The following is a 21158-nucleotide window of genomic DNA, read 5'->3' on the forward strand; positions in this document are numbered from 1 at the left end:
AGTGGCACGAAGGCGAATTGGCGTTGAACAGACGGATCCGGGAGTCGCACCAGAGTCCCGCGGTCGGCACCGCTCACCTTACTGTCCTCTTCGCTTGCACCGCCACCGAATAGGACGGCCCGGGCCGGGCGGCCCGGGCCGTTCGCGGGCTATTCGGTCGCGGTGAGGCGGTCGAGGGCGGCGAGGACCTCTGAGGCGATCACCGGGTCGATCGGGGCGGTGAGGCCGTCGCCGGGCCGGTAGTAGTAGTCGAGCGTGTCGGTGAGGAAGATCCGTTCGAGGCGCTGGTCCTCGACGTCCGCGCCCATGCCGATCTGGAGGCCCGGGTCGAGTTCGACGGCGACGTATCCGCCTGCGGGGAGCGGGAAGTGGAAGCCGAACTCGGTGCCGTTGTCCTGGGGCTTGCCGCGGACCCAGCCGTGTTTGGTGAGGCCGAGGATGGCCCCGGGCGGGACCACGGCGCCCTCGAAGCGGCTGAGGCGGCCGGTCGCGGTCTCGGTCTCGGTGAAGGCCATGATCGGGCGCGAGAGCTGCTCGAACGGCTGCAGGATCTCGTAGTCGGCGAGCAGGCGGGCCCACGCGCCGCGTTCGTCGGCGGTCATGTCGATCGGGTGCGCCAGGCGGATCACGGCGTCCTCGGGCAGTTCGACCGCGTCGTCTTCGGCGTCGGTGTACGTGTTGTCCTCGGCGATGCGGAACGTGGCCCGGGTCTCGGCGGTCTGGGCGAGCCAGATCATGCGCCGGGTCAGGTACCGCATGAGCGGGTGGCCGTGCAGGTACTCCTCGAACTCGTCGCGGTTCCACGTGCGGGCGTTGATCATCGCGGCTTCGAGGCGGCGGACCTGGTCGACCGCGACCGTCCGCAGCTCCTTCTTGAGCGCGGTGAAGCGCTGGTACGCGGCGCCCGCGAGCTCGGGGTCGTCCTTCGCACCGGGCTTGGGGAGGGCCTTGCGGGGCTTGCCGTCCTCGTCGGTGACGTAGGGCCGCAGCTGTTCGTCGAACCCGATCTTGAACTTCCGCGGCCCGTAGTCGAGGACGAGGACGCCGTCGCCGCCGAGCCCGAAATCGGGCAGGAGCCGGTCGGCGAGCTGCTCGCCGGTGAGGCCGAGGCTCTTGGCGATGACCTGGATCTGCTGCGCCGCTTCGGCTTTGATGGCCCTGAACTTGGCGCGCTGCGAGATGTGCTGCATGGCCCGGAGCCCTTCCTCCGAGCCGATGCCGCCGAGGACGCGCAGGCCCGTGACGGCCCGGTGGTGCTGGTTCTGGCCGGGCCACGCCTTGATCATCGGGGTGAGCCGTGCGACCGTCGTGTCGTCGCCGAAGAACTTGAGCGCCGAGAGCGCCCACCGGTCGGCCGACGGCGCTCCGCTCGCCAGCCACTGCTCGAACACCGCCCAGGAGAACTCGCGCAGCGAATCGCGGTCGTAGGTCGCGGCGACCTCGGCCAGGCGCGGGTCGTCGTCGATGTCGACCGCGATCGCCATGACGACCGCGGCAAAGCGCATCGAGGCCTCCGGCAGTGCGGTTCCGCTGTCGCGCAGGAGGATCTGCGGCAGCAGTGCCGCGTCGAACCACTCCGGATTCGGAATGCGGCTGGGGAGGGTCCCGGCGGCTCCCGTCTCCAGTAGCACCGCGATCGCGGCGCGCGCCTTGTCGCCGTATGCGGCCGCGGCGTCGAGGACAGTGTCAGCGCCGTGGACCTCGGCGATCCGCAGCAGCGCGATCTCGGCCGGGAGCCGGTCGGTCTTCGCGGCCCCGAGCGCGTTCGGCACCAGCAGTTCAGCGGCGGCAGGGCCGTGCCGGTCGAGCCAGGCCGCGCCGTGTTCCTTGACGGACTTGAGGTTGGCGTACCAGTGCGCAGCCAGCCGGGCGGCCCCTGCGGTGAGTATCGGGCCCATGAGGTCGCCGATCCTCGGCTTCGCATTGAGCAACTTGAGCACGTCGTCCGTGACGGCGACCTCGAATCGGGCGAGCAGGCCTCGCGCGAGTGCGGCGGCGCGGTTGTCGTGGCTGGTGCAGAAGTCGCCGTCCCAGCCGCTGAGCCGCTTCTCGGCGATCTCGACGGGGGCGAAGATGAGCAGCTCGGGCCAGGCGTAACTGCTTTGCCCGGCCACGTTGTCGAAGAAGCGTTCCCAGTTGTAGCTGACCCTGTAGCGCTCGGCGTTCTCCCGGTACTCCGCCGCTTCCCCGTCGTTCCAGACCACCGCCGCCTCGCCGAGCGGTTCGAGGCCTTCGACGACGACGGGCTTTCGCTTGGGCCGCTTCACCGTCCAGGGCGGCCTGACGAGGAGTTCGGGCAGGTCCGCCTCGGGCGCTTCGGGAGCGGGACGCCACCGCGACACGAGTCCGTCGACGGCGGTGCGCTCGGCCTCGGTGAGCTCGCCGTGTGCGCGCGGGTCGATGCGCGCCACGAGTGACGCGAGGAGCGGGACGCGGGACGGCTGCGCCACGGGCGTGTGGGCGGCTACGGCGCGCAGCGTCCTGACGGGGAAGCGCGCCGCCGCGTCGGCGGCCTGGTCGAAGACGAACGGGTCCGCGATGTGCTCGACCAGGTACGCGGCGGCGTCGTCGTGCGGGAGCAGCGCGATGGCCCGCAGGCGCTCGTGGACGTATTCGGGTTCGAGGGGGTGGCGGGTCGGCGTGGTGAGGAGTGGCAGCACCTCGGCACCGAGGCTGTCCAGGAGCGGGGTGATGAGACCGGAGTGCTGGACGTGCGACTCGATCGCCCGCACGCCCATCGCCGCGAGCTGGCTGCGCGAGGACACCGAGTGCGCGAGCCTCGCGATCGGGAGTCCGTTCCAGGATTCCTTCGCGACTTCGACGGCCGCTTCGTCAACCCAGCCGGTGCGGTCGGGGAAGAAGAGCGCTGCGAAGTACTTGCGGGCGGGCGTGTTCCGCATCAGGTCCACTGTCGACTCAGCGGCTTCGAATTCTGGCGCGGTTGCATCGGCCAGCAGCCCTCGCAGCACATGGAGGTCGCGGTTGAGGAAGAGGACGCCGCTCATCGACGCGAGGGGGCGCTCGCGGACCCGCCGGTCGTCGTAGTCGACGGGCGTGCCGACGGTCCCGTTCCCTCCTACAAGCCTGACGCTTTCGTAAGACAGGAAGGCGACGGCCGCTGCGATCGCGAACGGCAGGCCATGCTCCTCGATCCACGCGTCGAGCATGGGGTGCAGCTTGGAGTCGTTGCGGCTGGGGCTTTCGACGGCCGCCAGCGCGGCGATCAGTCCGGCTCCCAACGCGTTCGGCTCCCCGTCGAGGTACGCGACGGCGTCAGGGCGGGCGTGCGCGGCGAGTGCGGTGCGCAGTGCTTCTTCCTGTTTGGTGAGGCGCTTGCGCCAGTATGCCGGGGCTTCGGCGTCGAGCTCGAATGGCGCTCCGTTGCGGACGCCGCGCCGGGGCAGGAGGTCGGCCTGCCATTCGGCGGGGAGGGCCAGGAGGGATTCGTCCGGTAGGGGGTTCACTTCGTTCACGATCGCAACGTTAGCGGTCAGGTGTGACATCGGAAGCGGCCCAGACCTTGGTTGGTCTGGGCCGCTACCTATTCAGTTAGTCGAGGTTCTGGATGACGAAGGGGGCGTGGCCGTGGAGGTAGTTGTCCCAGCCTCCGGTCAGCGGGGCCCCGGTGGAGAGGAGGTTGGTGGAGTCGTTGCCGACGTCGAGTTTCCAGGCGGTCCAGGAGATGCCGTTGGCCTCCATCCAGTCGACCCAGCGCTGGGCCTCGTCGAGGCAGACGCGGCCGTCGAGGCCGCCGTCGGCGTGGCTGGCGCCCCATTCGGTGACGAAGAGGGCGAGCCCGGCGTCGATGGCGGCGTCGGCCTTGTCGCGGTTCCACTGGGAGTGGGTGCACGAGTAGAAGTGGAGCGTGTACATGAGGTTGGTCCCGGCGACGGGGTCGTTCGCGGCGACGTCGACGTCCTGGGACCAGGTCGGGGTGCCGAGGACGATGATGTTGTCGGGGTCCTCGGCGCGGATGGCGGCGGTGACGGCCTGGTGGTACGGCTTCACGGTGCCGCTCCAGGACACCTGCTCGGGTTCGTTGTAGGTCTCCCAGATGATGTTGGGGAGGTGGCCGTAGCGTTCGGCGAGGTCGCTGAAGAAGGCGACGGACGCGGACGTGTGCTGGTGGGCGGCATGGGCGTGGAAGTCGACGATGACGTAGACGCCCGCTTCGGCCGCGTTGTTGATCACCGTCTCCACTTCGGCCTTCCAGCCTTCGGGGTCGGAGAGGTACGCGCCTTCGGGCTCGACGCCCATGGCGACGCGGAAGACCTCGATGTTCCAGTTGTCGCGCATCCATTCGAGCGCGGAGAGGTTCTGCGCGTACGGCTGGGTCTGCCAGTGCAGCCACATGCTCGAGACGCCCTTGAGCTGCACCGGGTTCCCGGACTCGTCGCACATCTTGGTGCCGCAGACGCTGAGCTTGCCGTGCTCCTCGACCGGGGTGCCCGCGGGGGCCGGGTCGGTCGGCTCCTCGGTGGGCTCCTCAGTGGTGGGTTCGGGTTCCGTGGTCTGCTCGCCGCCGCCTTCGCCGCAGAGGACGCCGTTGAGTTCGGCGTTCGCGATGTCGCCGGGGCTGCCGCTGGCGGTGAAGCCGAAGACCTCACGGGTCTGGCCCGCGGCGATGGTGCCGTTCCAGCCGGCGTCGGAGCCGGTGAAGTGGGAGCCGTTGAGGGTCGTGTCGGTGACGTTCCAGGCGCTGATGCCGGAGACAGCGCTGGTGAAGTCCCATTCGACGGTCCAGCCGTCGACCGCTTCGGCGGTGGTGATGCTGATGTTGGCCTGGAAGCCGGAGCCCCAGCTGCTGACGACGTTGTAGTCGACTTCGCAGCCGGGCGCGGCGTTCGCGCCCTGTGAGGCGGCGATGGTGATCGCGCCGGCGCTGAGCGCCGCCGCGGCCGTGCCGATGATCGCCGTCAGCTTTCGCCTTCGGTTCGCTTGCATGGTGTGCCTTTCGTTGCCGGTCCAATGGGAAGCGCTCCCAAAGGTTACATCGGAGTTTGTCAATGTATTCGGCCGCGGTCAAGCCCTGGTTTGCCGGAGACGGCCGGAGGGAACTTCTGGGGGATGTTTCGGAAGACGCTGGCCACCGCCTGTGGCCTGGTGGTAGTCGGCGGAGCCGCAGCCTGCGGGGCGGGCGAGCGGGAATCCGGGGCTTCCGCCGTGGCCGCGGCGTTCTCGGCCGCGATCGAAGAACGGGACGCGGCCGCCGCGTGCGCGCTGCTCGCACCGGAGACCGCGGCGGCGCTGGTCGTCTCCGAAGGCGAGGCGTGCGAGGCGTCCCTGAAACCTGAGGAGCTGCCCGGCGGCGAGGTCGGCGAGGTCCAGGTCTGGGGCGACCGCGCGCAGGTGAGCACGTCGGGCGACGTGCTGTTCCTCGTCGAGCTCGAGGAGGGCTGGAAGGTCGCCGCCGCCGGTTGCGTCGCGCAGGGCGAGCGGCCCTACCAGTGCGAGGTGGGCGGATTATGGACAGGCGGATCATGTTCGCCGCGTACCTGGTGATCATCTTCGGCGGGCTCGCGTACTTCATCGTCGTCGGCCTGCTGCGGCTGTGAGGTGGGGAGATGAAGCGATTCCTGTGGGACAACGGCCTCAGCGTCGGCTTCGGGCTCATGTTCCTCGCCGCGCTGGTCGGCCAGGCCTTCGCCGGGCAGTCCGATTTCAACCACCGGCAGCTCGCGCAGGGCGGCCGGGAGCTCACGCTGCTCCAGTACGTGACGTCGAGCGACTTCGCGGTGAACGTCGCGGAGAACTGGCAGTCGGAGTACCTGCAGTTCTTCCTGTACGTGTTCGCGACCGTCTGGCTCGTCCAGCGCGGTTCGCCCGAGTCCAAGCCGATGGACGAGGTCGGCACCGAATCGGACAAGCAGCAGAAGGTCGGCCGCTACGCGACCGAGGACTCCCCCGAGTGGGCGCGCGCGGGCGGCTGGCGCACGGCCCTGTTCTCGCGGTCGCTGGGCATCGCGATGGCCGTGGTCTTCGTGCTGTCGTGGCTCGCCCAGTCGGTCAGCGGCCTCAGCGTCTACAACGCCGAGCAGCTCGCCGAGCTGCAGGACCCCGTGAGCTGGGGGATGTACCTGGGATCCGGCGAGTTCTGGAACCGCACACTGCAGAACTGGCAGTCGGAGCTCCTGGCCGTCGGGTCGCTCGCGGTCCTGAGCGTCTACCTCCGCCAGCGCGGCTCGCCCGAGTCGAAGCCCGTGGGCTCCTCGCACGGGACGACCGAGACCTCGGGCTGATTCAGGCCGCGGTGGCGTCGAGGCGGGTGGCCTTCGTGAACCAGCTCCAGACGGAGCGGAACGGGGTCGTCCGGATGTCCGTGAGGCCCGGCTGGCCGAGCACGGCGTCGAAGGGCGCGTCGCGGAAGTCGTAGATCCGCAGGCGGCCGCCGCTGCGCAGGACGCGGGCGATCTCGGCGGCCCCGGCCTCCGGGTCGTCCCAGTGGTGGGTGCTGAAGGTGGAGACGACGAGGTCGAAGCGGTCGTCGTCGAACGGCAGGTCGGCGACGTCGGCGGCGCGCAGGTCGGGCGCGGTCGCAAGGCCGGCGAGGTTGTGCCTGGCGTGGGCGATCATGTCGTCGGCGATGTCGATGCCGGTGAGCTCGAGGTCGGGCCGGGCCCTGCTGAGCTTCCTGAGGAGGATGCCGGGGCCGGTGCCCGCGTCGAGGACGGCGGCGTCCCGGGGCGCGAACGCGGCGATCTCCCTGGCCATCCGGCTGTAGAACGGTTTCGCGAACAGGCGGGCGATCGTGTCGTAATGGTCGCTTTCGCGTCCTTCGATGGCGCCTTCGTGCTCGTGTGTGTGGCGTGGCATGACTGCCTCCGATGGTGGCGGCCCAGACCTCGTCCGCACCGCCGTGTTCGCGCTGCTCAAGAGGTGTTCCCCGGAACGGCGCTTTCAATGCCGCGATGCGGTCAACTGGAGGCGGCGGCGCGTTCGAGGGCGGCGTCGGTGCGGGCCCTGATGTCGTTGCAGGCTTCGCAGACGCTGTCGGGGATGAGGCCGAGGCGGGTGAGGAGGGCGAAGATCCTGCAGCCCAGGCAGAACGCGAAGAACGCCTCGAGCGCGGCGGCCGTCATGAGGGCGGCCAGGACGATCCATCCGGCGAGGTCGAGGCCGAAGGCGAGCAGCAGGAGCGATGCCACGGAGAAGACCGCGCCGATGCCCTGGGCGAAGCGCTTGGGCGGGCCCGGGACGGGTTTCTCGGCGGCGGGCAGGCGCGGGGTGACCACGCGGGTGACGACCTGGCCGAGGACGCTGAGGGTCGGCCCCGTGGCGACGCGGGCGAGGAAGCCGAGTGCGATGACCGCGACGAGCCATTCGAGCTGGAACGCGAGCGCGGCCGCGCTCATGGCGACCACGCCCCCGGCGACGAGTCGGGCGGAGACCTCGTTCACGGGGTTCGGGAAGCTGAACAGGCGGCGCATCGGGTTCCTTAGGCAGGTGCGAATCGGGGCAAGGCCGCCAATGGTAGCGCCGCGATGATGGTGGAGGCGCTTCCTGCGGCAGCGCGATACCATCAGTGCCCGATCGACTACGGGGGCGTTTGTGGCGGAAGAGATGGTCGTGCTGCTCGGCGAGGACGGCACGCCGGTCGGGACGGAGCGCAAGGACCGGGTGCACGGCGCTGACACGCCGCTGCACCTCGCGTTCTCCTGCTACGGGTTCGACGCGGAGGGGCGGCTGCTCGTGACGCGCCGCGCCGCGTCGAAGCGGGCGTTCCCCGGCGTGTGGACGAACACGTGCTGCGGGCACCCCGCGCCCGGCGAGTTCATGGAGGCCGCCGTCGCGAGGCGGCTGGACTCCGAGCTGGGCATCCGGGCGGTCGGGCTGGTGTGCGCGCTGCCGACGTTCCGGTACCGCGCCGAGTCGAACGGGGTCGTCGAGCACGAGATCTGCCCGGTGTTCCTCGGCTGGGTCGCGGGCGAGCCCGAGCCCGACGCCGAGGAGGTCGGCGAGTACGGCTGGGTGGACTGGGACGCGTACGTCGCCCGGGCCGAGCGGGAGGACTCCGATCTTTCGCCGTGGTCGCGGCTGCAGGTCGCGCAGTTGCAGCGCTGGGGCCTGGTCGAGCGGTTCCTCAACGGGTGACGCCCGACCAGGTCCATGCACCTAGCGGCCGGTGAACTCCGCCTTCCGCTTCTCCTTGAACGCCCGCATGCCCTCCTTCTGGTCCTCGGTCGCGAACAGGCCGTGGAAGACCTTCCGCTCGTAGCGGATGCCCTCGGCCAGGCCCGTCTCCAGCGCCTGGTCGACGCAGTCGCGGGCGGCCATCGCCGCGAGCTTCCCGTACCAGGCGATCTGCTTGGCGACCGCGTTCGCCTCGGCCGCAAGGGTTTCGGCCGGGACGACACGGGAGACCAGACCGATCCGCTCGGCCTCAAGGGCGTCGATGAGGCGGCCGGTGAGGATCATGTCCATCGCCTTCGCCTTCCCGACCGCCCGCGTGAGCCGCTGCGTGCCGCCGATCCCGGGGATGACGCCGAGCGTGATCTCCGGCTGCCCGAACTTCGCGTCGTCGGCGGCGATGATCATGTCGCACATCATCGCCAGCTCGCAGCCGCCGCCGAGCGCGTACCCGGCGACCGCGGCGAGCTTCGGGGTCCGCAAGGCCGCGAACGACTCCCAGCCCGCGAAGTAGTCCTCCGCGATCATCTCCGCCGCGGTCTTCCCGGACATCTCGGTGATGTCGGCGCCGGCGGCGAACGCCCGCTCGGAGCCGGTGATCACGAAGCAGCCCACGCCGGGGTCGGCGTCGAGCGGGGTCAGGGCCGCGACCAGTTCGGTCATGAGCTCGGTGTCGAGGGCGTTCAGGACCTCGGGCCGGTGCAGGCGCACCCGCACGACCCGGCCTTCGCGTTCGATCTTCAGTCGCACTTTCGCTTCCTTCCTAGGAGTCCCAGATCGCGCCGTACGCGGGGATGCCCCGGCGTTCGAGGCCGTGGACGACCTGCCAGGTGAGCTTCTTGTTCGAGATGCAGATGACGGCCTCCGCGTCGAAGTCGCGGTGGGCGGCGGCGGCGAGGCGGATCATGTCGGGCTTGCCGTGCTCGGCCGTGTCCCAGATCCGCGCGTCCGGCTGCACGGCGAGGATCTCGTCCACGAGCTCGTCGCCGAACGTGTCGCGCGGCGACCGCGTCGACCACACCAGCAGCGCCGGGACCTCCTGCGCGAGCAGGTGCGGCAGGCACGGGCCGATGCCGCTGCCCGTCGCCACGTAGACGACCTTGCGGAACAGGACCTCGATGTTCGCCACGCCCGCGGTCGTGATGCCCTTGACCCACACGTGGCCGGGCTCGTCGTCGATGAACCGGCCCGTCCAGTCCCCCGCCCGGGAGATGGTCAGCCGGAACCCGTGCTCCGTGGGCGAAGGGATGTTCGCGAACGAGTGCCATTCGCGCAGCGGCGACCGGCTGATCGCGGTCGAGGACCCCGCGAACGGCTTGCGGCCGTGCGTGAACCGCGCGATCGCCACGTGCGACGAAGGCCGCTTGATGTCGACCGGGACGCGGCGCAGGCGCGTCCACGGCGCGACGACCGCGACCGTGATGGCCGTGAGGACCCAGAACTCCAGGACCTCCAGGACCGACTCACCACTCCCCCGGATCTGCGCGATCGTCATGGCCCACAACAGGACGAGTGAGAGCCAGCCGCCGAAGCGGTGGACCAGCTCGAACCGGTCGTGGTTCCCGGCCCGCAGCTTCGGGACCGCGGTCACGAGCATCGCCCCGAACAGCCCCACCAGGGCATAGGCCGGGACGAGGATTGCCGCACCGACTCGCTCCACTGTGGCCAGGACGACGAAGCCGCCGAACCACAGCGAGCCCGCGAGCGCCCCGCCTACATGCAGGCCGCCGAAGTGGTACACCTTCGCCAAGGTCCAGCGGACCTTGAGCGGCCACGTCACCGGCGCGGCGGTGGCGAGGCGGAACAGCAGGTTGATGAGGCGCTGGCGGCGGATGACGATCGCGAGCGCGAAGTTCCACAGGGCCGCGCGGGAGGCGGTCTCGGCCGTGATGCCGTCGGCCGTCGCGAGGAATGCCAGGTTGACGATGATCACCGCGGCGGCGAGGCGGTTGAAGTGCATGAGCGCCGGGTGCTTGAAGGCGCGCCGCACGGGCGGGAGGAGGGGCGGGAGTTCGACGTCGTCGACGAGCGCGTTCTCGAGCCGGGTCATGCCGTCGCCTCCCGTCCGATGCGGGCGAGACGGAGCAGCCTTGGTTTGTCGATCTTCCCGCGATCCGTGAGCGGGAGCGCTTCCATGACGTGGACGGCGTCGGGGACGCAGTAGTACGGCAGCGCTTCGGCGACCGCTTCGCGCGCGAGCACCGGGTCGACCGAGGAGGGCTGGACGAAGGCCGCGAGGGTGCGGTCGTCGAGCTTGACCGTGGCGGCCCGGACGCAGCCCGGAACGCCTTCCAGCACAGCGGAGACGGCGTCGAGCTCGACCCGGAAGCCGCGGACCTTGACCTGGTCGTCGGTGCGCCCGAGGTGGTCGAGTTCGCCGTCCGGGGTCCAGCGGCCGAGGTCGCGGGTGCGGAACATCGTGCGGCCGCCGCCGAGGAACGGGTCGGGCGCGTACCGCTCGGCGTTCAGCCCGGGGTTGGCGAGGTAGCCCGCCGAGACGCCGTCGCCGCCCGCCCACATCTCGCCGACTTCCCCTATCGGGCACGGGTTCCGGTGCTCGTCGAGGATGTAGACGGTGTTGTTCGGGGTGGGCCTGCCGATGGTGAGGCGCTCCCCGGGACGGTGGCGCTGCATCGTGTTCACGATGGTGGTCTCGGTAGGCCCGCAGCCGTTGTAGAAGGCGGCGCGGGCGGCCCAGCGGTCGGCGAGCGAGGGAGGGCAGGGCTCGCCCGCGACGGCCACGGTCCGGATGCGCTGGCACGCTTCGGGGTCGAGCCTGGAGAGGATCGTCGGGGTCGCGATGAGGACCTCGACTTCCCTTGCGGTCGCTGCGATGTCGTCGCCGCGGATGTGGAGCGTGCCGCCGTGGACGAGGCAGCCGAGGATCTCCCAGGCGGCCATGTCGAACGCGATGTTGAGGATCTGCCCGACGCTCGTCCCGGGCCGGATGCCGAGGTCGCCCGGCTCGGTGAGCAGGAGGTTCGCGAGGTTGGCGTGGGTGACCGCGACGCCGTTGGGCGTGCCGGTGGTGCCTGAGGTGAAGAGGACATAGCAGGCGCTCGCGGGGTCCGTGTAGACGTGCGGGGCCCGGACATCGGTGCGGTCGCGCATGGCCTCGTCGATGTCGATGCCGGTGAGTCCGGGCGGGATCGCCACGGGCGCATCGGTTTGCGTGAGGACGACGCGGCAGCCCGAGACGTCGAGGAGGTGCCGGAGTGCCGGGGTCCGGACCATCTTGGCGTCTTGGGGCACGTACGCGGCGCCGGTCTTGAGGACCGCGAGGATGCCGACGAGCATGGGCAGGCCGCGGCGGACGACGAGCGCGACGCGGTCGCCGGGGCGCACGCCGCTGCGGACGAGGCGCGCGGCGAGCCGGTCGGCGTGGCGTTCGAGGTCGCCGTAGGTGAGGGTGCGGCCCCGGTGCCGGGCGGCGGTCGCCGACGGTCTCGCGGCGGCGTGCCGTTCGATGAGGTGGTGGATCGCCGTGCGCGGTACGGCGCGGGAGGGTCCCCATCCGAAGCGGCGGAACAGGTGCGCGTCCCGTTCGTCCAGTGAGGATGGTGTGCCGGGCTTCTCCAGGAGCGGAGTGCCGCTCATTTGGTGATTGATCGATCGCTGTGTGTAGTCGACTTCAGGCATAGGTCACCCGCCAGTTCGCTTGTGCTTGCTTGAATCCCAACCCTTTCGGTACGTGAGCCAGGTGTGGTAGCGCTCACACGAGAGAAAGTATAGATTTCAATCAATATGAAGTCAATGCGCGTTCTTCGCGAATCGGGCGGCGGCGCAGCGGGTCAGCCGTAGAGCGCGAGGTCCCCGTATGCCTTGAGCTCGGCGGGGAGGTCCGCCGGGCGGTCGCGCAGGACCGAGTCGAGGAAGAGCGCGGTGGCGTCGGAGGTGCGTTCGAGGCCCTCGGTGCGGCCGATGGTGCCGACGGCCGAGGGGACGGGCGGGAAGAAGAGGGCGGCGTCCGTGAACGAGAAGTGCCCGGCTTCGGGGAGTTCGAGGCGGTAGGTGTCGGCGGGGCCGAGAGCCAGGGCCGCTTCGAGGTTCGGGATGTAGTCGGGGTTGTCGGCGGCACTGATTGGGCTCGTGATCGACAGGGCCGGTTGGGAGAAGGGCCCGGGCGGCAGGGTCGGTTCGAGGCCGCCGTCGATGTGGACGGCCGCGTCGAAGCGGGTGTCGGCGGCGAGCGCGGCGAGGGCCGCGACCGCGCCCCGGGAGTGGCCCGCGACGGCCGCGCGCGCGGTGTCGACGTGCCCGATCGTCTTGAGCTGCGTGAGCACGAAGCTCAGGTCGGCGCTGCGGGTCGCGATGTTGGCGCGGTTGATCGCTGCGATCTCGGCTTCGTCGTCGGAGGTGAGGGTGTTCCGCGAGTAGACGGGCGCGCCGTCGATGAAGGCGACCGCGGCGTCGTAGGGGTGGTCGACCGTGGCGACGGCGTACCCGCGGCTGGCCCACTCCTCGGCGAGGACGGTGTTGGCGGTGCGGGTCGCGTTCAGACCGGGTGAGAAGACGACGACCGGGAAGTCCCCGGGGGCGGCCGGCGCGTCGAAGACGGCGTGCGAGGGGGCCGCGGCGGCGTCGGCGAGGAGGAACGCGGGGATGCCGAAGAGGTCGGCAGAGGCGTCGGTGACCGCTTGGGACTCTTCGAGGTCGGCCCTGCCCGCGATCGCGGTCGCCGCGCCCGGCGGGACCTCGGCGGGGTACCAGAGCTGGACGACCACAGTGCGGTGGTCGTCGGGGTCGGCGGTGAACGGCTCGGGGCGGGTCGCGTCCGTCCACTGGTGGACGGCGGTGCCGACCGCGTACTCCCCCGTGGGCTCGGGGTAAACCGGCACCGGCAGCGCCCAGGCCGCCACGGGCACCGCTGCGAGGACGAGCAGGGCGGCCGCCGTGGCCGGAACCGCGAACCGCCGCCGCATCCGGCCGCGGCCGCGTCGCGCCACGGCGACGACCAGGACGATCGCGGTCACCGCGACGACCGGGTACAGCTGCCAGCGCAGCCCGGTCGCCGCGAGCGCGACCCCGGCGACCGCGACCGTGGCCGCGCCGTTGAGCAGGAAGGCCCTGCGGTACGGGAGCCAGCGGGCGAGGACGACGGCGAGCGCGCCGAGGACGGCCAGGATCTCCAAGGGAGACAGGCTGAGTCCGGGGATCGGTTCGGTCACCGCTCGATCGTGCCCGCGTGCGGGGGTCGGCGCTTCCGCCGTCAGGTCGAATTCCGTCCCGGGGCCTCCGCCTTTCGGCCGATCTCAGGCGGCGGCGAGGTCGCGCGGCACCTCCAGCTGGTCGCGCGCCTCGATCACGGCGTCGACGCGGGCGGCGTAGGCCTCGACGGCGGCGGTGCGCTCGTCGGCGCGCCAGGCCAGGCCGTAGCGGACCTGCGGCGCGTCGATGACCTGCACGTACGCGATGCCGGGCCGGGGCTGGTGGACGGCAGTGTGGGCGCCGGTGAGCATGGCGCCCTTGCCCGCCGCGACGAGCATCAACGCCTCCTGGAGGCTGGTGGTGCCGGGCCCGGCGGGGATCGGGCGGCCGCCGGGGGTGCGCCGGGGCGGGCGGCGGTAGTCGGGGACGTCGCCTTCGATCTGGAGGAGCGCGGTCTCGGCGAGGTCGTCCATGGTCAGCCAGGGCCGGGACGCGAACGGGTGGCTCACGGGGACGGCCAGGACGCCGGCCTCGCTGAGCAGGGTCGGGCCCTTCCCGAGGTCGTCCTCGCGTACAGGGAGCTCCATGAACTGCACGTCGTAGTAGCGGTCGCGCAGCTGCGCGAACGGATCGGTGTACGACATCTCGCAGATCTCCACGGCCAGTTCGGGATAGGCCGCGCGGAGGTCGTCGGCCGCGCGGATCGCGATCTCGCCGGTGAGCGAGTCGGCGAAGCCGACGCGGAGGGTCCCGCCGATGCCGCGCGCGGCCGCGGCGGTGCGGGCGAGGGCGCGTTCGATCGCGCGGTGGTGCGGCTCGACCTCCTCGCGGAAGCGCGCGCCCAGCTCGGTGAGGGCGACGCTGCGGCTGGTGCGCTCGAACAGGGGCGCGCCGAGGCGGCGTTCGAGACGCTGCACCAGCTGTGAGACGCGGGCGCGCGAGAGGCGCATCCTCGTCGCGGTGCGGCCGAAGTGCAGCTCCTCGGCGAGGATGAGAAAGCATTCGAGCTCGTCGCGTTCCACGGGTTCCTCCGAATCGGTAAGCCTGAATTACCGAACGTTGCGTTCTTCGCCGTTGTTCCCGGACGCGGGCGGATCGATGATTGCCGGGCTGAGGAAACCACCGATTCCCAAGGAGTCAACTGTGAAAGCCCGTGAATGGGGTGTGCTGCTCGTCCTTTCAGGAGCGATCTTCCTGGAGGGCATCGACATCGCCATGCTCAACATCGCCCTGCCCTCGATCCGCACCGACCTCGGCCTCTCGACCGGGTCGCTGCAGTGGGTCGTGAGCGCGTACGTGCTCGGCTACGGCGGCTTCATGCTGCTGGGCGGGCGCGCCGCCGACATCCTGGGCCGCCGCCGCGTGTTCCTGGCCGCGCTCCTGGTGTTCCTGCTGTTCTCCGGGCTCGGCGGGCTCGCCGAGAACGGCGCGACGCTCATCGCGGCCCGGTTCATCACCGGCCTGGCCGCCGCGTTCATGACGCCCGCCGGGCTGTCGATCATCACGACCGGGTTCGAGGAGGGCCCCAAGCGCGACCGCGCGCTCATGGTCTACGGCGCGATCGGCGCTGGCGGGTTCACGCTCGGCATGGTCATCGGCGGCCTGCTCACGGCGCTCGACTGGCGCTGGGTGTTCTTCATGCCGGTGGGCCTGTCGCTGGTGCTGCTGGTCGCGGCCGTGCTGCTCATCCCGAAGGCGGCGCGGCCGGAGCGGGACGGCCAGCGCTTCGACCTCCTCGGCGGCCTGACCATCACCGCGGCCGTGGTGCTGCTCGTGCTCGGCGTCGAACGCGCTTCGCATGTCAGTCTGGAGTGGACGGTCGGGACGGTCGCGGCGAGTATCGCGCTGTTCGCGGTCTTCGCGGCGGTCGAGAAGCGCCACCCAGCCCCGCTGGTGCGGCTCGGCATCCTCAAGTCCGGATCCCTGTTGCGGGCCAACCTGATCGGGATGTTGTTCATGGCCGGGTTCTTCGGCTTCCAGTTCCTGGTCGTGCTGTACCTGCAGGAGCTGCGCGGCTGGTCGACCATCGAAGCGTCCCTGGCGATGCTCGTCATCGGCATCGACGTGGCGCTCGCGCCGACTGTGACGCCGAAACTGGTGCGGCGCTTCGGGAACGCGAAGGTGCTGCTCGCCGGGCTGGCGTTCGCGGCGCTCGCGTTCGGGCTCTTCCAGACCGCCGGGGCGGACACGTCCTACGTCGGGATGCTGCCGAGCCTGGTCGCGATGGGCCTGGCGTTCACGCTGGCGTACGGGCCGCTGACCATCATCGCCACCAACGGGATCGACGAGTCGGAGCAGGGGCTCGCAGGCGGGCTGCTGTACACCTCGTTCCAGTTCGGCGCGGCCCTCGGACTCGCGGGCGTCGCGGCCGTCAACGTCGCGGCCACCGCTTCGGGCGAGCCGGGCGCGCTGCTCGACGGCTACCGGGCGGCGTTCCTGGTGCCGCTGGCGGCGGCGGTGATCGCGGTGGTCATCGGCGCGTTCAACCTCCGCGGGAAGGCCGCTGCGGCGCAGCGGGAACCGGAGCTCGCGAACGCCTGAACACGGACCGGCCGCGGCTGCGGAGCCGCGGCCGGTTCGCGCCGTTCAGCGGGCGAACGGCCCGTCGAGGGCGGCCCACTGCAGGAGCATGACGGTCTTCGCATCGGCGATCTCGCCGGTGCGGATCATGCTGCGGGCCTTGTCGAACGGCAGCTCGACGACGGTGATGTCCTCGCCTTCGGCGGCGATGCCGTGCGAGCGGTCTTCCGGTGCGGCCTCGTAGGGCGCGGCGAAGAAGTGCACGCGTTCGGTGACCGAGCCGGGGCTCATGTAGACGGCGAAGACGGGCTGGACCTCGCCGACCCGGCACCCGGTCTCCTCGGCGGCCTCGCGGCGGATCGCGGTCTCGGGGTCGTCGTCGTCCAGGAGCCCGGCGGCGGTCTCCAGGAGCATCCCGTCGGGGTGGCCGTTGACGTAGGCGGGCAGACGGAACTGCCTGGTGAGCAGGACCGTGCGGCGGCTTTCGTCGTACAGCAGGAGGGTCGCGCCGTCGCCGCGGTCGTAGGTCTCGCGCTGCTCCTGGCTCCAGTGCCCGTCGCTGTGCTGGTAGTCGAAGGTGGTCTTGCGCAGGACGTACCAGTCGCTGGAGAGCAGTTCGACGTCGCGGATGCGCACGCGCGCATTGCCGTCGAGGTCGCGGCCCTGCCGGTCGAGGCCGGTGCGCCCGCGCCGGTCGGGAGTGTCGACGCCCGCGGTCATCGGGTCGCCCCGGTCGTGAGTGCGATGGTCATGGTGACTCCTTAGACGAGATGGGTTTCGACGCCCGATTCACGGAGCGCGCGCAGCGTGGGCGGGCCGCCCGGGTGCGTGGCGTCGTCGCCCGCGGCTGCGTCGGTGACGAACTCGTGCACCGCTTCGAGCGGGGCGACGCGGCTGAAGGCGCGCACGCCGAGCTTGGTGGCGTCCGCGACCGCGACGGTGCGGGCGGACTGGTCGAGGCCGACCTGTTTGACGGCGGCGTCGTCCAGCGAGAACTCCGACCAGCCGTGGTCGGCGTGGACGCCGCCGATGGACATGATGAAGGTGTCGAAGGTCAGGGACGCCAAGGTGCGCAACGCGAGCGGGCCGACGAGCGACCGTTCGCCCGGCCGGGAGCGGCCGCCGACGACGAGCAGTTCGATGCCGGGCTTGTCGGCCAGCGCCACGGCGGCCTGGAGGCTGAGGGCGGCGACGGTGAGCGGGCCGCGCGCGGCCAGGTGCTCGGCGACGTGCACCGTCGTCGTCCCGGCGTCGAGCAGCACCCGCGACCCGGGCTCGATGAGGGCGGCGGCCTGCGCGCCGAGCCGGTCCTTCGTCGCCGCCTGCCAGGACGCGCGCACGGCGTACCCGTCGTCCTCGTCCAGCGTTCGGTTGGCGACGGCACCGCCGCGCACGCGGCGCACGAAGCCGCGCTGCTCGAGTTCGTCGAGGTCGCGGCGCACGGTCATCTCGGAGACGCCGAGGCGCTGCGCGAGCTCGGCGACGGAGACGCGGTCGGCGCCCTGCACCAGGCGCAGCGTCAGGTCGAGGCGGTCGGCGGTACCCATGCCCCGAACTTAACAGACTGATGTTCAAACGAACAATGTGATGTTCGAACTACGGGAGCGGGTCCCCCGGCCTGACCAGGCCGGTCTGGTATGCGATGACCACGAGTTGGGCGCGGTCGCGGACGCCGAGCTTCGTCATCGCCCGGTTGACGTGCGTCTTCGCGGTCAGCGGGGAGAGGTAGAGCTTCGCGGCGATGTCGTCGTTCGACAGGCCGTGAGCGGCCAGCGCGAGGACCTCGCGTTCGCGTTCGGTCAGGGCCGCAAGCGGTTCGGGGCTCGGGAGCGGGCCGGGCTCGTTCTGGCTGAGGAAGCGGCCGATCATGCCGCGCGTCGCCTTCGGCGACAGGAGGGCCTCGCCGGAGGCGACGACGCGGATGGCGCGCACCAGGTCAGCGGGCTCGACGCCCTTGCCGAGGAAGCCGCTCGCGCCCGCGCGCAGGGCCAGGACCACGTTGTCGTCGTTCTCGAACGTCGTGAGGACGAGGATGCGCACGCCCGCGAGGTCGTCGTCGGCGGCGATCCGCTTCGTCGCCTCGATGCCGTCGACCTCGGGCATGCGGATGTCCATGAGCACCACGTCGGCGCGTTCGGAGCGGGCGAGCTCGACCGCCTCGCGGCCGTTGACCGCCTCGCCGACCACTTCGAGGTCGGGTTCGGAGCCGATGATCATGGCGAAGCCCGCGCGGATGAGCGCCTGGTCGTCGGCCAGCAGGACTCGGATGGTCACGGCGTCTCCTTCGCGGGCAGTTCGGCGTGCACGGCGAAGCGGCCGTCCACGATCCCCGCAGTGACGGTACCGCCGGTCGCGGCGGCCCGCTCGCGCATGCCCACCAGCCCGTAGCCCGAACCGGTCGCGTTGGCGCCCTTGCCTATGGCGTTGCCGACGTCGATCTGCACCGACTCCGGCCCGTACGCGATGGCGAGGTCGGCGCGGCCCGTCCCGTACTTCTGCGCGTTCGTCAGCGACTCCTGCACGATCCGGTACGCGGCCAGGTCGACCACCGCTGGCAGGTCGCGCGCGGTGCCGCTCTGCCGGTGCTCGACCTGCAGCCCGGCGGCCGCGAAGGAGTCGAGGAGGTCGGCGAGCCGGGCGAGGCCGCGCGTCGGCTCGGTCGGCTTGTCGTCGCCGGGCTCCTCGGGGCTGCGCAGCACGCCGACCACCGCGGCGAGCTCCTGCATGACCGTGTCGGCCGCGCGGCGGATGTGGACCAGCGCCGGGCCGACCGCCTCAGGGCGCGTCTCCAGCACGTGCGCGGCCGCGCCGGCCTGGACGTTGATGACCGCGATGTGGTGGGCCACAACGTCGTGCAGTTCACGGGCGATCCGCAGCCGCTCCTCGGCGACGCGTCGGCGGGCCTCCTCTTCGCGGGTCTCCTCAGCCCGGCGGGCGCGCTCCTCGACCTCGTCGATGTAGGCGCGGCGGCTGCGGGTCGCGTCGGCGATCGCGATGATCGCGATCGACCAGGCGGCGGAGCCGAGGGTGCTGGGCGACAGCCAGCCTTCGTCGCCGAACAGTCCGGCGGCGAGGAACATGGCCGCGATGCTGGCACCCGCGACCAGCCACGCCCGGCGCCGGTTCGTGCGCCGCGCGAACGTGTACCCGACGAAGAACCAGGTGAGCAGCAGCAGCGGGTAGCGGTTCCCAGTGGCCGCGAAGATGCCGATCAGGACGATCGTGTCGGCGATGAGCAGCCGCTCGGGCCAGCGCCGCCGCAGCGAGAGGCAGGCGAGCGCCGTGATGCCAGCGATGACGTGGACCGCGGCGGGGAAGTCGACCTGGTCGGGGCGGGGGCCGTGCCCGCCCTCGTCGTCGCCGAGGAAGTAGCCGGCGAAGAACAGCCCGACGAGCGCGACCGCGAAGACCGTGTCGATGAGCGTCGCGTGCCGCTGCCGCCACGCCCGTGCCTTCCCCCATGCCATGGCGGAATCGTATCCGGACGCGTACGCGCAGGTCATCGTCCGCGCGCAGTAACCGCTGGCCGCGAAGGTACCGCAACCGCAGTAGGGCGACGGCCCGCCGTCGGAGGACGACGATTACAGGCCCCGGATCCGAGACTTGACCGCATGATCGAAGTACACGACCTCACCAAGCGCTACGGCGACAAGACCGCCGTCGACGGTCTCACCTTCACCGTCAAGCCCGGCATCGTCACCGGCTTCCTCGGCCCGAACGGCGCCGGGAAGTCCACCACCATGCGGATGATCCTCGGCCTCGACCGGCCGACCTCCGGCACCGCCACCGTCAACGGCCGGCCGTACGAGGACCACCCGGACCCGCTCCACCAGGCGGGCGCGCTGCTCGACGCGAAGGCCGTCCACACTGGACGCAGCGCGTACCGGCACCTGCACGCCCTGGCCGCGACCACCGGCATCCCGAAGTCCCGCGTCGACGAGGTCATCGACATCGTCGGCCTCCACCAGGTGGCCCGCAAGCGGGTCGGCGGCTTCTCGCTCGGCATGGGCCAGCGACTCGGGATCGCCTCGGCGCTCCTGGGCGACCCCGACGTCGTCATCCTCGACGAGCCGACGAACGGCCTTGATCCCGAGGGTGTGCTGTGGATCCGCAACCTGATGCGTGATCTCGCTTCACAAGGACGCACCGTGTTCGTCTCTTCACACCTCATGAGCGAAATGGCGCTCACGGCCGAGCACCTCATCGTGATCGGCAAGGGCCGCATGATCGCCGACACCTCGGTGAGCGGCTTCATCGAGAACGCCGCCAACGAGAGCGTCCGGGTCCGCTCGCCCCACGCGAGCGCGCTCCACGACCTCATCGCCGGGCCCGGAACCACGGTCCTCAGCGTCGACCGGGGCCTGTTCGAGGTCACCGGCATGAGCGCCGAGGACATCGGCGACCGCGCCGCCGCGGCGGGCATCGCCGTCCACGAGCTCACCGTCGTCCGCCCCTCCCTGGAGGAGGCCTTCATGGAGCTCACCAAGGACGCCGTCGAATACCAGTCCACCCTGATCGGAGAAGCACGATGACCACGGCAATCCTCGAACCGGCCACGGCCCGCGCCGCCCGGCCCCGCAAGCGGGTCAACCAGGCCCGCGTCGTCAAGAGCGAGTGGATCAAGTTCTGGTCCGTGCGCTCCACCTGGATCACCCTCGTCGTCTCCGTCCTCCTGCTCGTCGGGTTCGGCCTGCTCGCCTCGTCGATGTTCGGCGACGGCTCCGACCCGGGCGGCCCTCCCGGCAACGAGCCCACGGACCCGGTCGGCGCCAGCCTCACCGGCACCAACTTCGCGATCCTCGCGTTCGGCACGCTCGGCGTGCTGCTCACCGCGGGCGAGTACTCGACGGGCATGATCCGCTCCTCCGTCGCGGCCGTCCCGAAGCGGCTGCCGGTGCTGTGGGCCAAGATCGCGGTCTTCACCGCCGTGGTCTTCACCGTCGCGCTCGCCGCCTCGGCGATCGTGTTCACCGCGGGCCAGGCCATCATCGGCGACGGCGGCGCGTCCTGGTCCGACCCGGGCGTCGCCCGCGCCGTGATCGGCACCGCGGGCCTGCTCACCGGCTCGGGCCTCCTCGGCCTCGGGCTCGGCGCCCTCATGCGCTCCACGCCCGGCGCGATCACGACCCTGTTCGGCGTCATGTTCCTGCTGGCCATGGTGGCCGCGCTGCTGGTGCCGGACAGCTGGAGCGAGGTCGTGCAGTACCTGCCGTCCGAGGCGGGCAACGCGTTCACCGCGGTGACGCAGGCGGAAGGCACGCTCTCGCCCGCGGCCGGACTGGCCGTGTTCGGCGGCTACATCGCCGCGACGATCGGCGCGGCCGCCTGGCGCATCAAGCGCTCCGACGTCTAGCAAGGGGGCA

19 protein-coding genes and 1 pseudogene are annotated in these 21158 nt (G+C 71.1%); 6 read left to right on the forward strand and 14 right to left on the reverse strand.

What is annotated here, in order from left to right:
• Positions 1 to 149: 149 nt before the first annotated feature.
• From ACGGCP_RS25220 to ACGGCP_RS25230, 3 genes and pseudogenes are all read right to left on the reverse strand, one after another.
• Complete coding sequence (locus ACGGCP_RS25220) at positions 150 to 3473, reverse strand: DUF4132 domain-containing protein (RefSeq protein WP_392970886.1); 3324 nt, start codon at positions 3471 to 3473, stop codon at positions 150 to 152.
• Positions 3474 to 3549: 76 nt separating this feature from the next.
• The gene (locus ACGGCP_RS25225) at positions 3550 to 4353 is read right to left on the reverse strand and encodes a glycoside hydrolase family 5 protein (RefSeq protein ID WP_392971096.1); all 804 of its coding nucleotides are present in this window, start codon (positions 4351 to 4353) and stop codon (positions 3550 to 3552) included.
• A 192-nt stretch (positions 4354 to 4545) separates the two neighbouring features.
• Positions 4546 to 4944: pseudogene (locus ACGGCP_RS25230) on the reverse strand (cellulose binding domain-containing protein); the annotation flags it as partial.
• A gap of 123 nt (positions 4945 to 5067) precedes the next feature.
• Here ACGGCP_RS25230 and ACGGCP_RS25235 point away from each other — a divergent pair.
• Positions 5068 to 5502, forward strand: a complete 435-nt coding sequence (locus tag ACGGCP_RS25235) for a hypothetical protein (protein WP_392970889.1) — start codon at positions 5068 to 5070, stop codon at positions 5500 to 5502.
• A gap of 62 nt (positions 5503 to 5564) precedes the next feature.
• Complete coding sequence (locus tag ACGGCP_RS25240) at positions 5565 to 6239, forward strand: DUF6766 family protein (RefSeq protein WP_392970892.1); 675 nt, start codon at positions 5565 to 5567, stop codon at positions 6237 to 6239.
• A 1-nt stretch (position 6240) separates the two neighbouring features.
• On the opposite strand, the gene ACGGCP_RS25245 is transcribed toward ACGGCP_RS25240, so the two are convergent.
• Both ACGGCP_RS25245 and ACGGCP_RS25250 read right to left on the reverse strand, forming a co-directional pair.
• Entirely contained in the window at positions 6241 to 6813 is a 573-nt protein-coding gene (locus tag ACGGCP_RS25245) for a class I SAM-dependent methyltransferase (RefSeq protein WP_392970894.1), read from the reverse strand.
• A gap of 101 nt (positions 6814 to 6914) precedes the next feature.
• The gene (locus ACGGCP_RS25250; RefSeq protein WP_392970897.1) at positions 6915 to 7427 is read right to left on the reverse strand and encodes a DUF4395 domain-containing protein; all 513 of its coding nucleotides are present in this window, start codon (positions 7425 to 7427) and stop codon (positions 6915 to 6917) included.
• A gap of 121 nt (positions 7428 to 7548) precedes the next feature.
• On the opposite strand from ACGGCP_RS25250, the gene idi reads away from it, so the two are divergent.
• A complete protein-coding gene (gene idi / locus ACGGCP_RS25255) occupies positions 7549 to 8091 on the forward strand; it encodes an isopentenyl-diphosphate Delta-isomerase (protein ID WP_392970900.1) in 543 nt (180 codons plus the stop codon).
• A 21-nt stretch (positions 8092 to 8112) separates the two neighbouring features.
• Here the strand turns inward: idi and ACGGCP_RS25260 are convergent, their stop codons facing one another.
• The 5 genes from ACGGCP_RS25260 to ACGGCP_RS25280 form a co-directional block, all read right to left on the reverse strand.
• A complete protein-coding gene (locus ACGGCP_RS25260) occupies positions 8113 to 8877 on the reverse strand; it encodes an enoyl-CoA hydratase-related protein (RefSeq protein ID WP_392970903.1) in 765 nt (254 codons plus the stop codon).
• Positions 8878 to 8890: 13 nt separating this feature from the next.
• Positions 8891 to 10177 (reverse strand): hypothetical protein, encoded by a 1287-nt coding sequence (locus ACGGCP_RS25265; protein ID WP_392970905.1) that lies wholly within the window; start codon positions 10175 to 10177, stop codon positions 8891 to 8893.
• Positions 10174 to 11724: an amino acid adenylation domain-containing protein gene (locus tag ACGGCP_RS25270; RefSeq protein WP_392970908.1), complete on the reverse strand. Its 1551-nt coding sequence runs from the start codon at positions 11722 to 11724 to the stop codon at positions 10174 to 10176. Before ACGGCP_RS25270 ends, ACGGCP_RS25265 begins: the two co-directional genes overlap by 4 nt.
• A 194-nt stretch (positions 11725 to 11918) precedes the next feature.
• Positions 11919 to 13295 carry an alpha/beta hydrolase family protein gene (locus ACGGCP_RS25275; protein WP_392970911.1) on the reverse strand — a complete coding sequence of 459 codons (1377 nt, stop codon included), beginning with the start codon at positions 13293 to 13295 and terminating at the stop codon, positions 11919 to 11921.
• A gap of 84 nt (positions 13296 to 13379) precedes the next feature.
• On the reverse strand, positions 13380 to 14297 hold the full coding sequence (locus ACGGCP_RS25280) for a LysR family transcriptional regulator (protein WP_392970913.1): 918 nt from the start codon (positions 14295 to 14297) through the stop codon (positions 13380 to 13382).
• A gap of 121 nt (positions 14298 to 14418) precedes the next feature.
• Between ACGGCP_RS25280 and ACGGCP_RS25285 the strand changes: the two genes are divergently transcribed.
• Positions 14419 to 15816: an MFS transporter gene (locus ACGGCP_RS25285; protein WP_392970916.1), complete on the forward strand. Its 1398-nt coding sequence runs from the start codon at positions 14419 to 14421 to the stop codon at positions 15814 to 15816.
• A 45-nt stretch (positions 15817 to 15861) separates the two neighbouring features.
• Here the strand turns inward: ACGGCP_RS25285 and ACGGCP_RS25290 are convergent, their stop codons facing one another.
• Genes ACGGCP_RS25290 through ACGGCP_RS25305 form a run of 4 tightly spaced genes read right to left on the reverse strand, consistent with a single transcriptional unit; the run spans position 15862 to position 19262 of the window.
• Positions 15862 to 16515 (reverse strand): NUDIX domain-containing protein, encoded by a 654-nt coding sequence (locus ACGGCP_RS25290; RefSeq protein WP_392970919.1) that lies wholly within the window; start codon positions 16513 to 16515, stop codon positions 15862 to 15864.
• 41 nt (positions 16516 to 16556) lie between these two features.
• Complete coding sequence (locus ACGGCP_RS25295; protein ID WP_392970922.1) at positions 16557 to 17342, reverse strand: DeoR/GlpR family DNA-binding transcription regulator; 786 nt, start codon at positions 17340 to 17342, stop codon at positions 16557 to 16559.
• Between the two features lie 49 nt (positions 17343 to 17391).
• Positions 17392 to 18069, reverse strand: a complete 678-nt coding sequence (locus ACGGCP_RS25300; RefSeq protein WP_392970925.1) for a response regulator — start codon at positions 18067 to 18069, stop codon at positions 17392 to 17394.
• Positions 18066 to 19262: a sensor histidine kinase gene (locus ACGGCP_RS25305; RefSeq protein ID WP_392970928.1), complete on the reverse strand. Its 1197-nt coding sequence runs from the start codon at positions 19260 to 19262 to the stop codon at positions 18066 to 18068. Before ACGGCP_RS25305 ends, ACGGCP_RS25300 begins: the two co-directional genes overlap by 4 nt.
• A 144-nt stretch (positions 19263 to 19406) precedes the next feature.
• On the opposite strand from ACGGCP_RS25305, the gene ACGGCP_RS25310 reads away from it, so the two are divergent.
• Both ACGGCP_RS25310 and ACGGCP_RS25315 read left to right on the forward strand, forming a co-directional pair.
• Positions 19407 to 20327 carry an ATP-binding cassette domain-containing protein gene (locus ACGGCP_RS25310; RefSeq protein WP_392970931.1) on the forward strand — a complete coding sequence of 307 codons (921 nt, stop codon included), beginning with the start codon at positions 19407 to 19409 and terminating at the stop codon, positions 20325 to 20327.
• Positions 20324 to 21148, forward strand: coding sequence for an ABC transporter permease (locus ACGGCP_RS25315; RefSeq protein ID WP_392970934.1), 825 nt, complete (start codon positions 20324 to 20326; stop codon positions 21146 to 21148). The genes ACGGCP_RS25310 and ACGGCP_RS25315 overlap by 4 nt, the downstream gene beginning before the upstream one ends.
• The last annotated feature ends 10 nt before the right edge of the window (positions 21149 to 21158 follow it).

This window comes from Glycomyces sp. NPDC048151 (genome assembly GCF_043202775.1).
GTDB lineage: Bacteria > Actinomycetota > Actinomycetes > Mycobacteriales > Micromonosporaceae > Glycomyces.

Excerpts from the sequence above, each read along its gene's own strand:
- ACGGCP_RS25310 (WP_392970931.1), top strand. The coding sequence starts at position 19,407 with ATGATCGAAGTACACGACCTCACCAAGCGCTACGGCGACAAGACCGCC.
- ACGGCP_RS25245 (WP_392970894.1), bottom strand. The coding sequence starts at position 6,813 with ATGCCACGCCACACACACGAGCACGAAGGCGCCATCGAAGGACGCGAA.
- ACGGCP_RS25270 (WP_392970908.1), bottom strand. The coding sequence starts at position 11,724 with ATGAGCGGCACTCCGCTCCTGGAGAAGCCCGGCACACCATCCTCACTG.
- ACGGCP_RS25305 (WP_392970928.1), bottom strand. The coding sequence starts at position 19,262 with ATGGCATGGGGGAAGGCACGGGCGTGGCGGCAGCGGCACGCGACGCTC.
- ACGGCP_RS25240 (WP_392970892.1), top strand. The coding sequence starts at position 5,565 with ATGAAGCGATTCCTGTGGGACAACGGCCTCAGCGTCGGCTTCGGGCTC.
- ACGGCP_RS25225 (WP_392971096.1), bottom strand. The coding sequence starts at position 4,353 with ATGTGGCTGCACTGGCAGACCCAGCCGTACGCGCAGAACCTCTCCGCG.
- ACGGCP_RS25290 (WP_392970919.1), bottom strand. The coding sequence starts at position 16,515 with ATGACCGCGGGCGTCGACACTCCCGACCGGCGCGGGCGCACCGGCCTC.
- ACGGCP_RS25265 (WP_392970905.1), bottom strand. The coding sequence starts at position 10,177 with ATGACCCGGCTCGAGAACGCGCTCGTCGACGACGTCGAACTCCCGCCC.
- ACGGCP_RS25295 (WP_392970922.1), bottom strand. The coding sequence starts at position 17,342 with ATGGGTACCGCCGACCGCCTCGACCTGACGCTGCGCCTGGTGCAGGGC.
- ACGGCP_RS25315 (WP_392970934.1), top strand. The coding sequence starts at position 20,324 with ATGACCACGGCAATCCTCGAACCGGCCACGGCCCGCGCCGCCCGGCCC.
- ACGGCP_RS25250 (WP_392970897.1), bottom strand. The coding sequence starts at position 7,427 with ATGCGCCGCCTGTTCAGCTTCCCGAACCCCGTGAACGAGGTCTCCGCC.
- ACGGCP_RS25235 (WP_392970889.1), top strand. The coding sequence starts at position 5,068 with ATGTTTCGGAAGACGCTGGCCACCGCCTGTGGCCTGGTGGTAGTCGGC.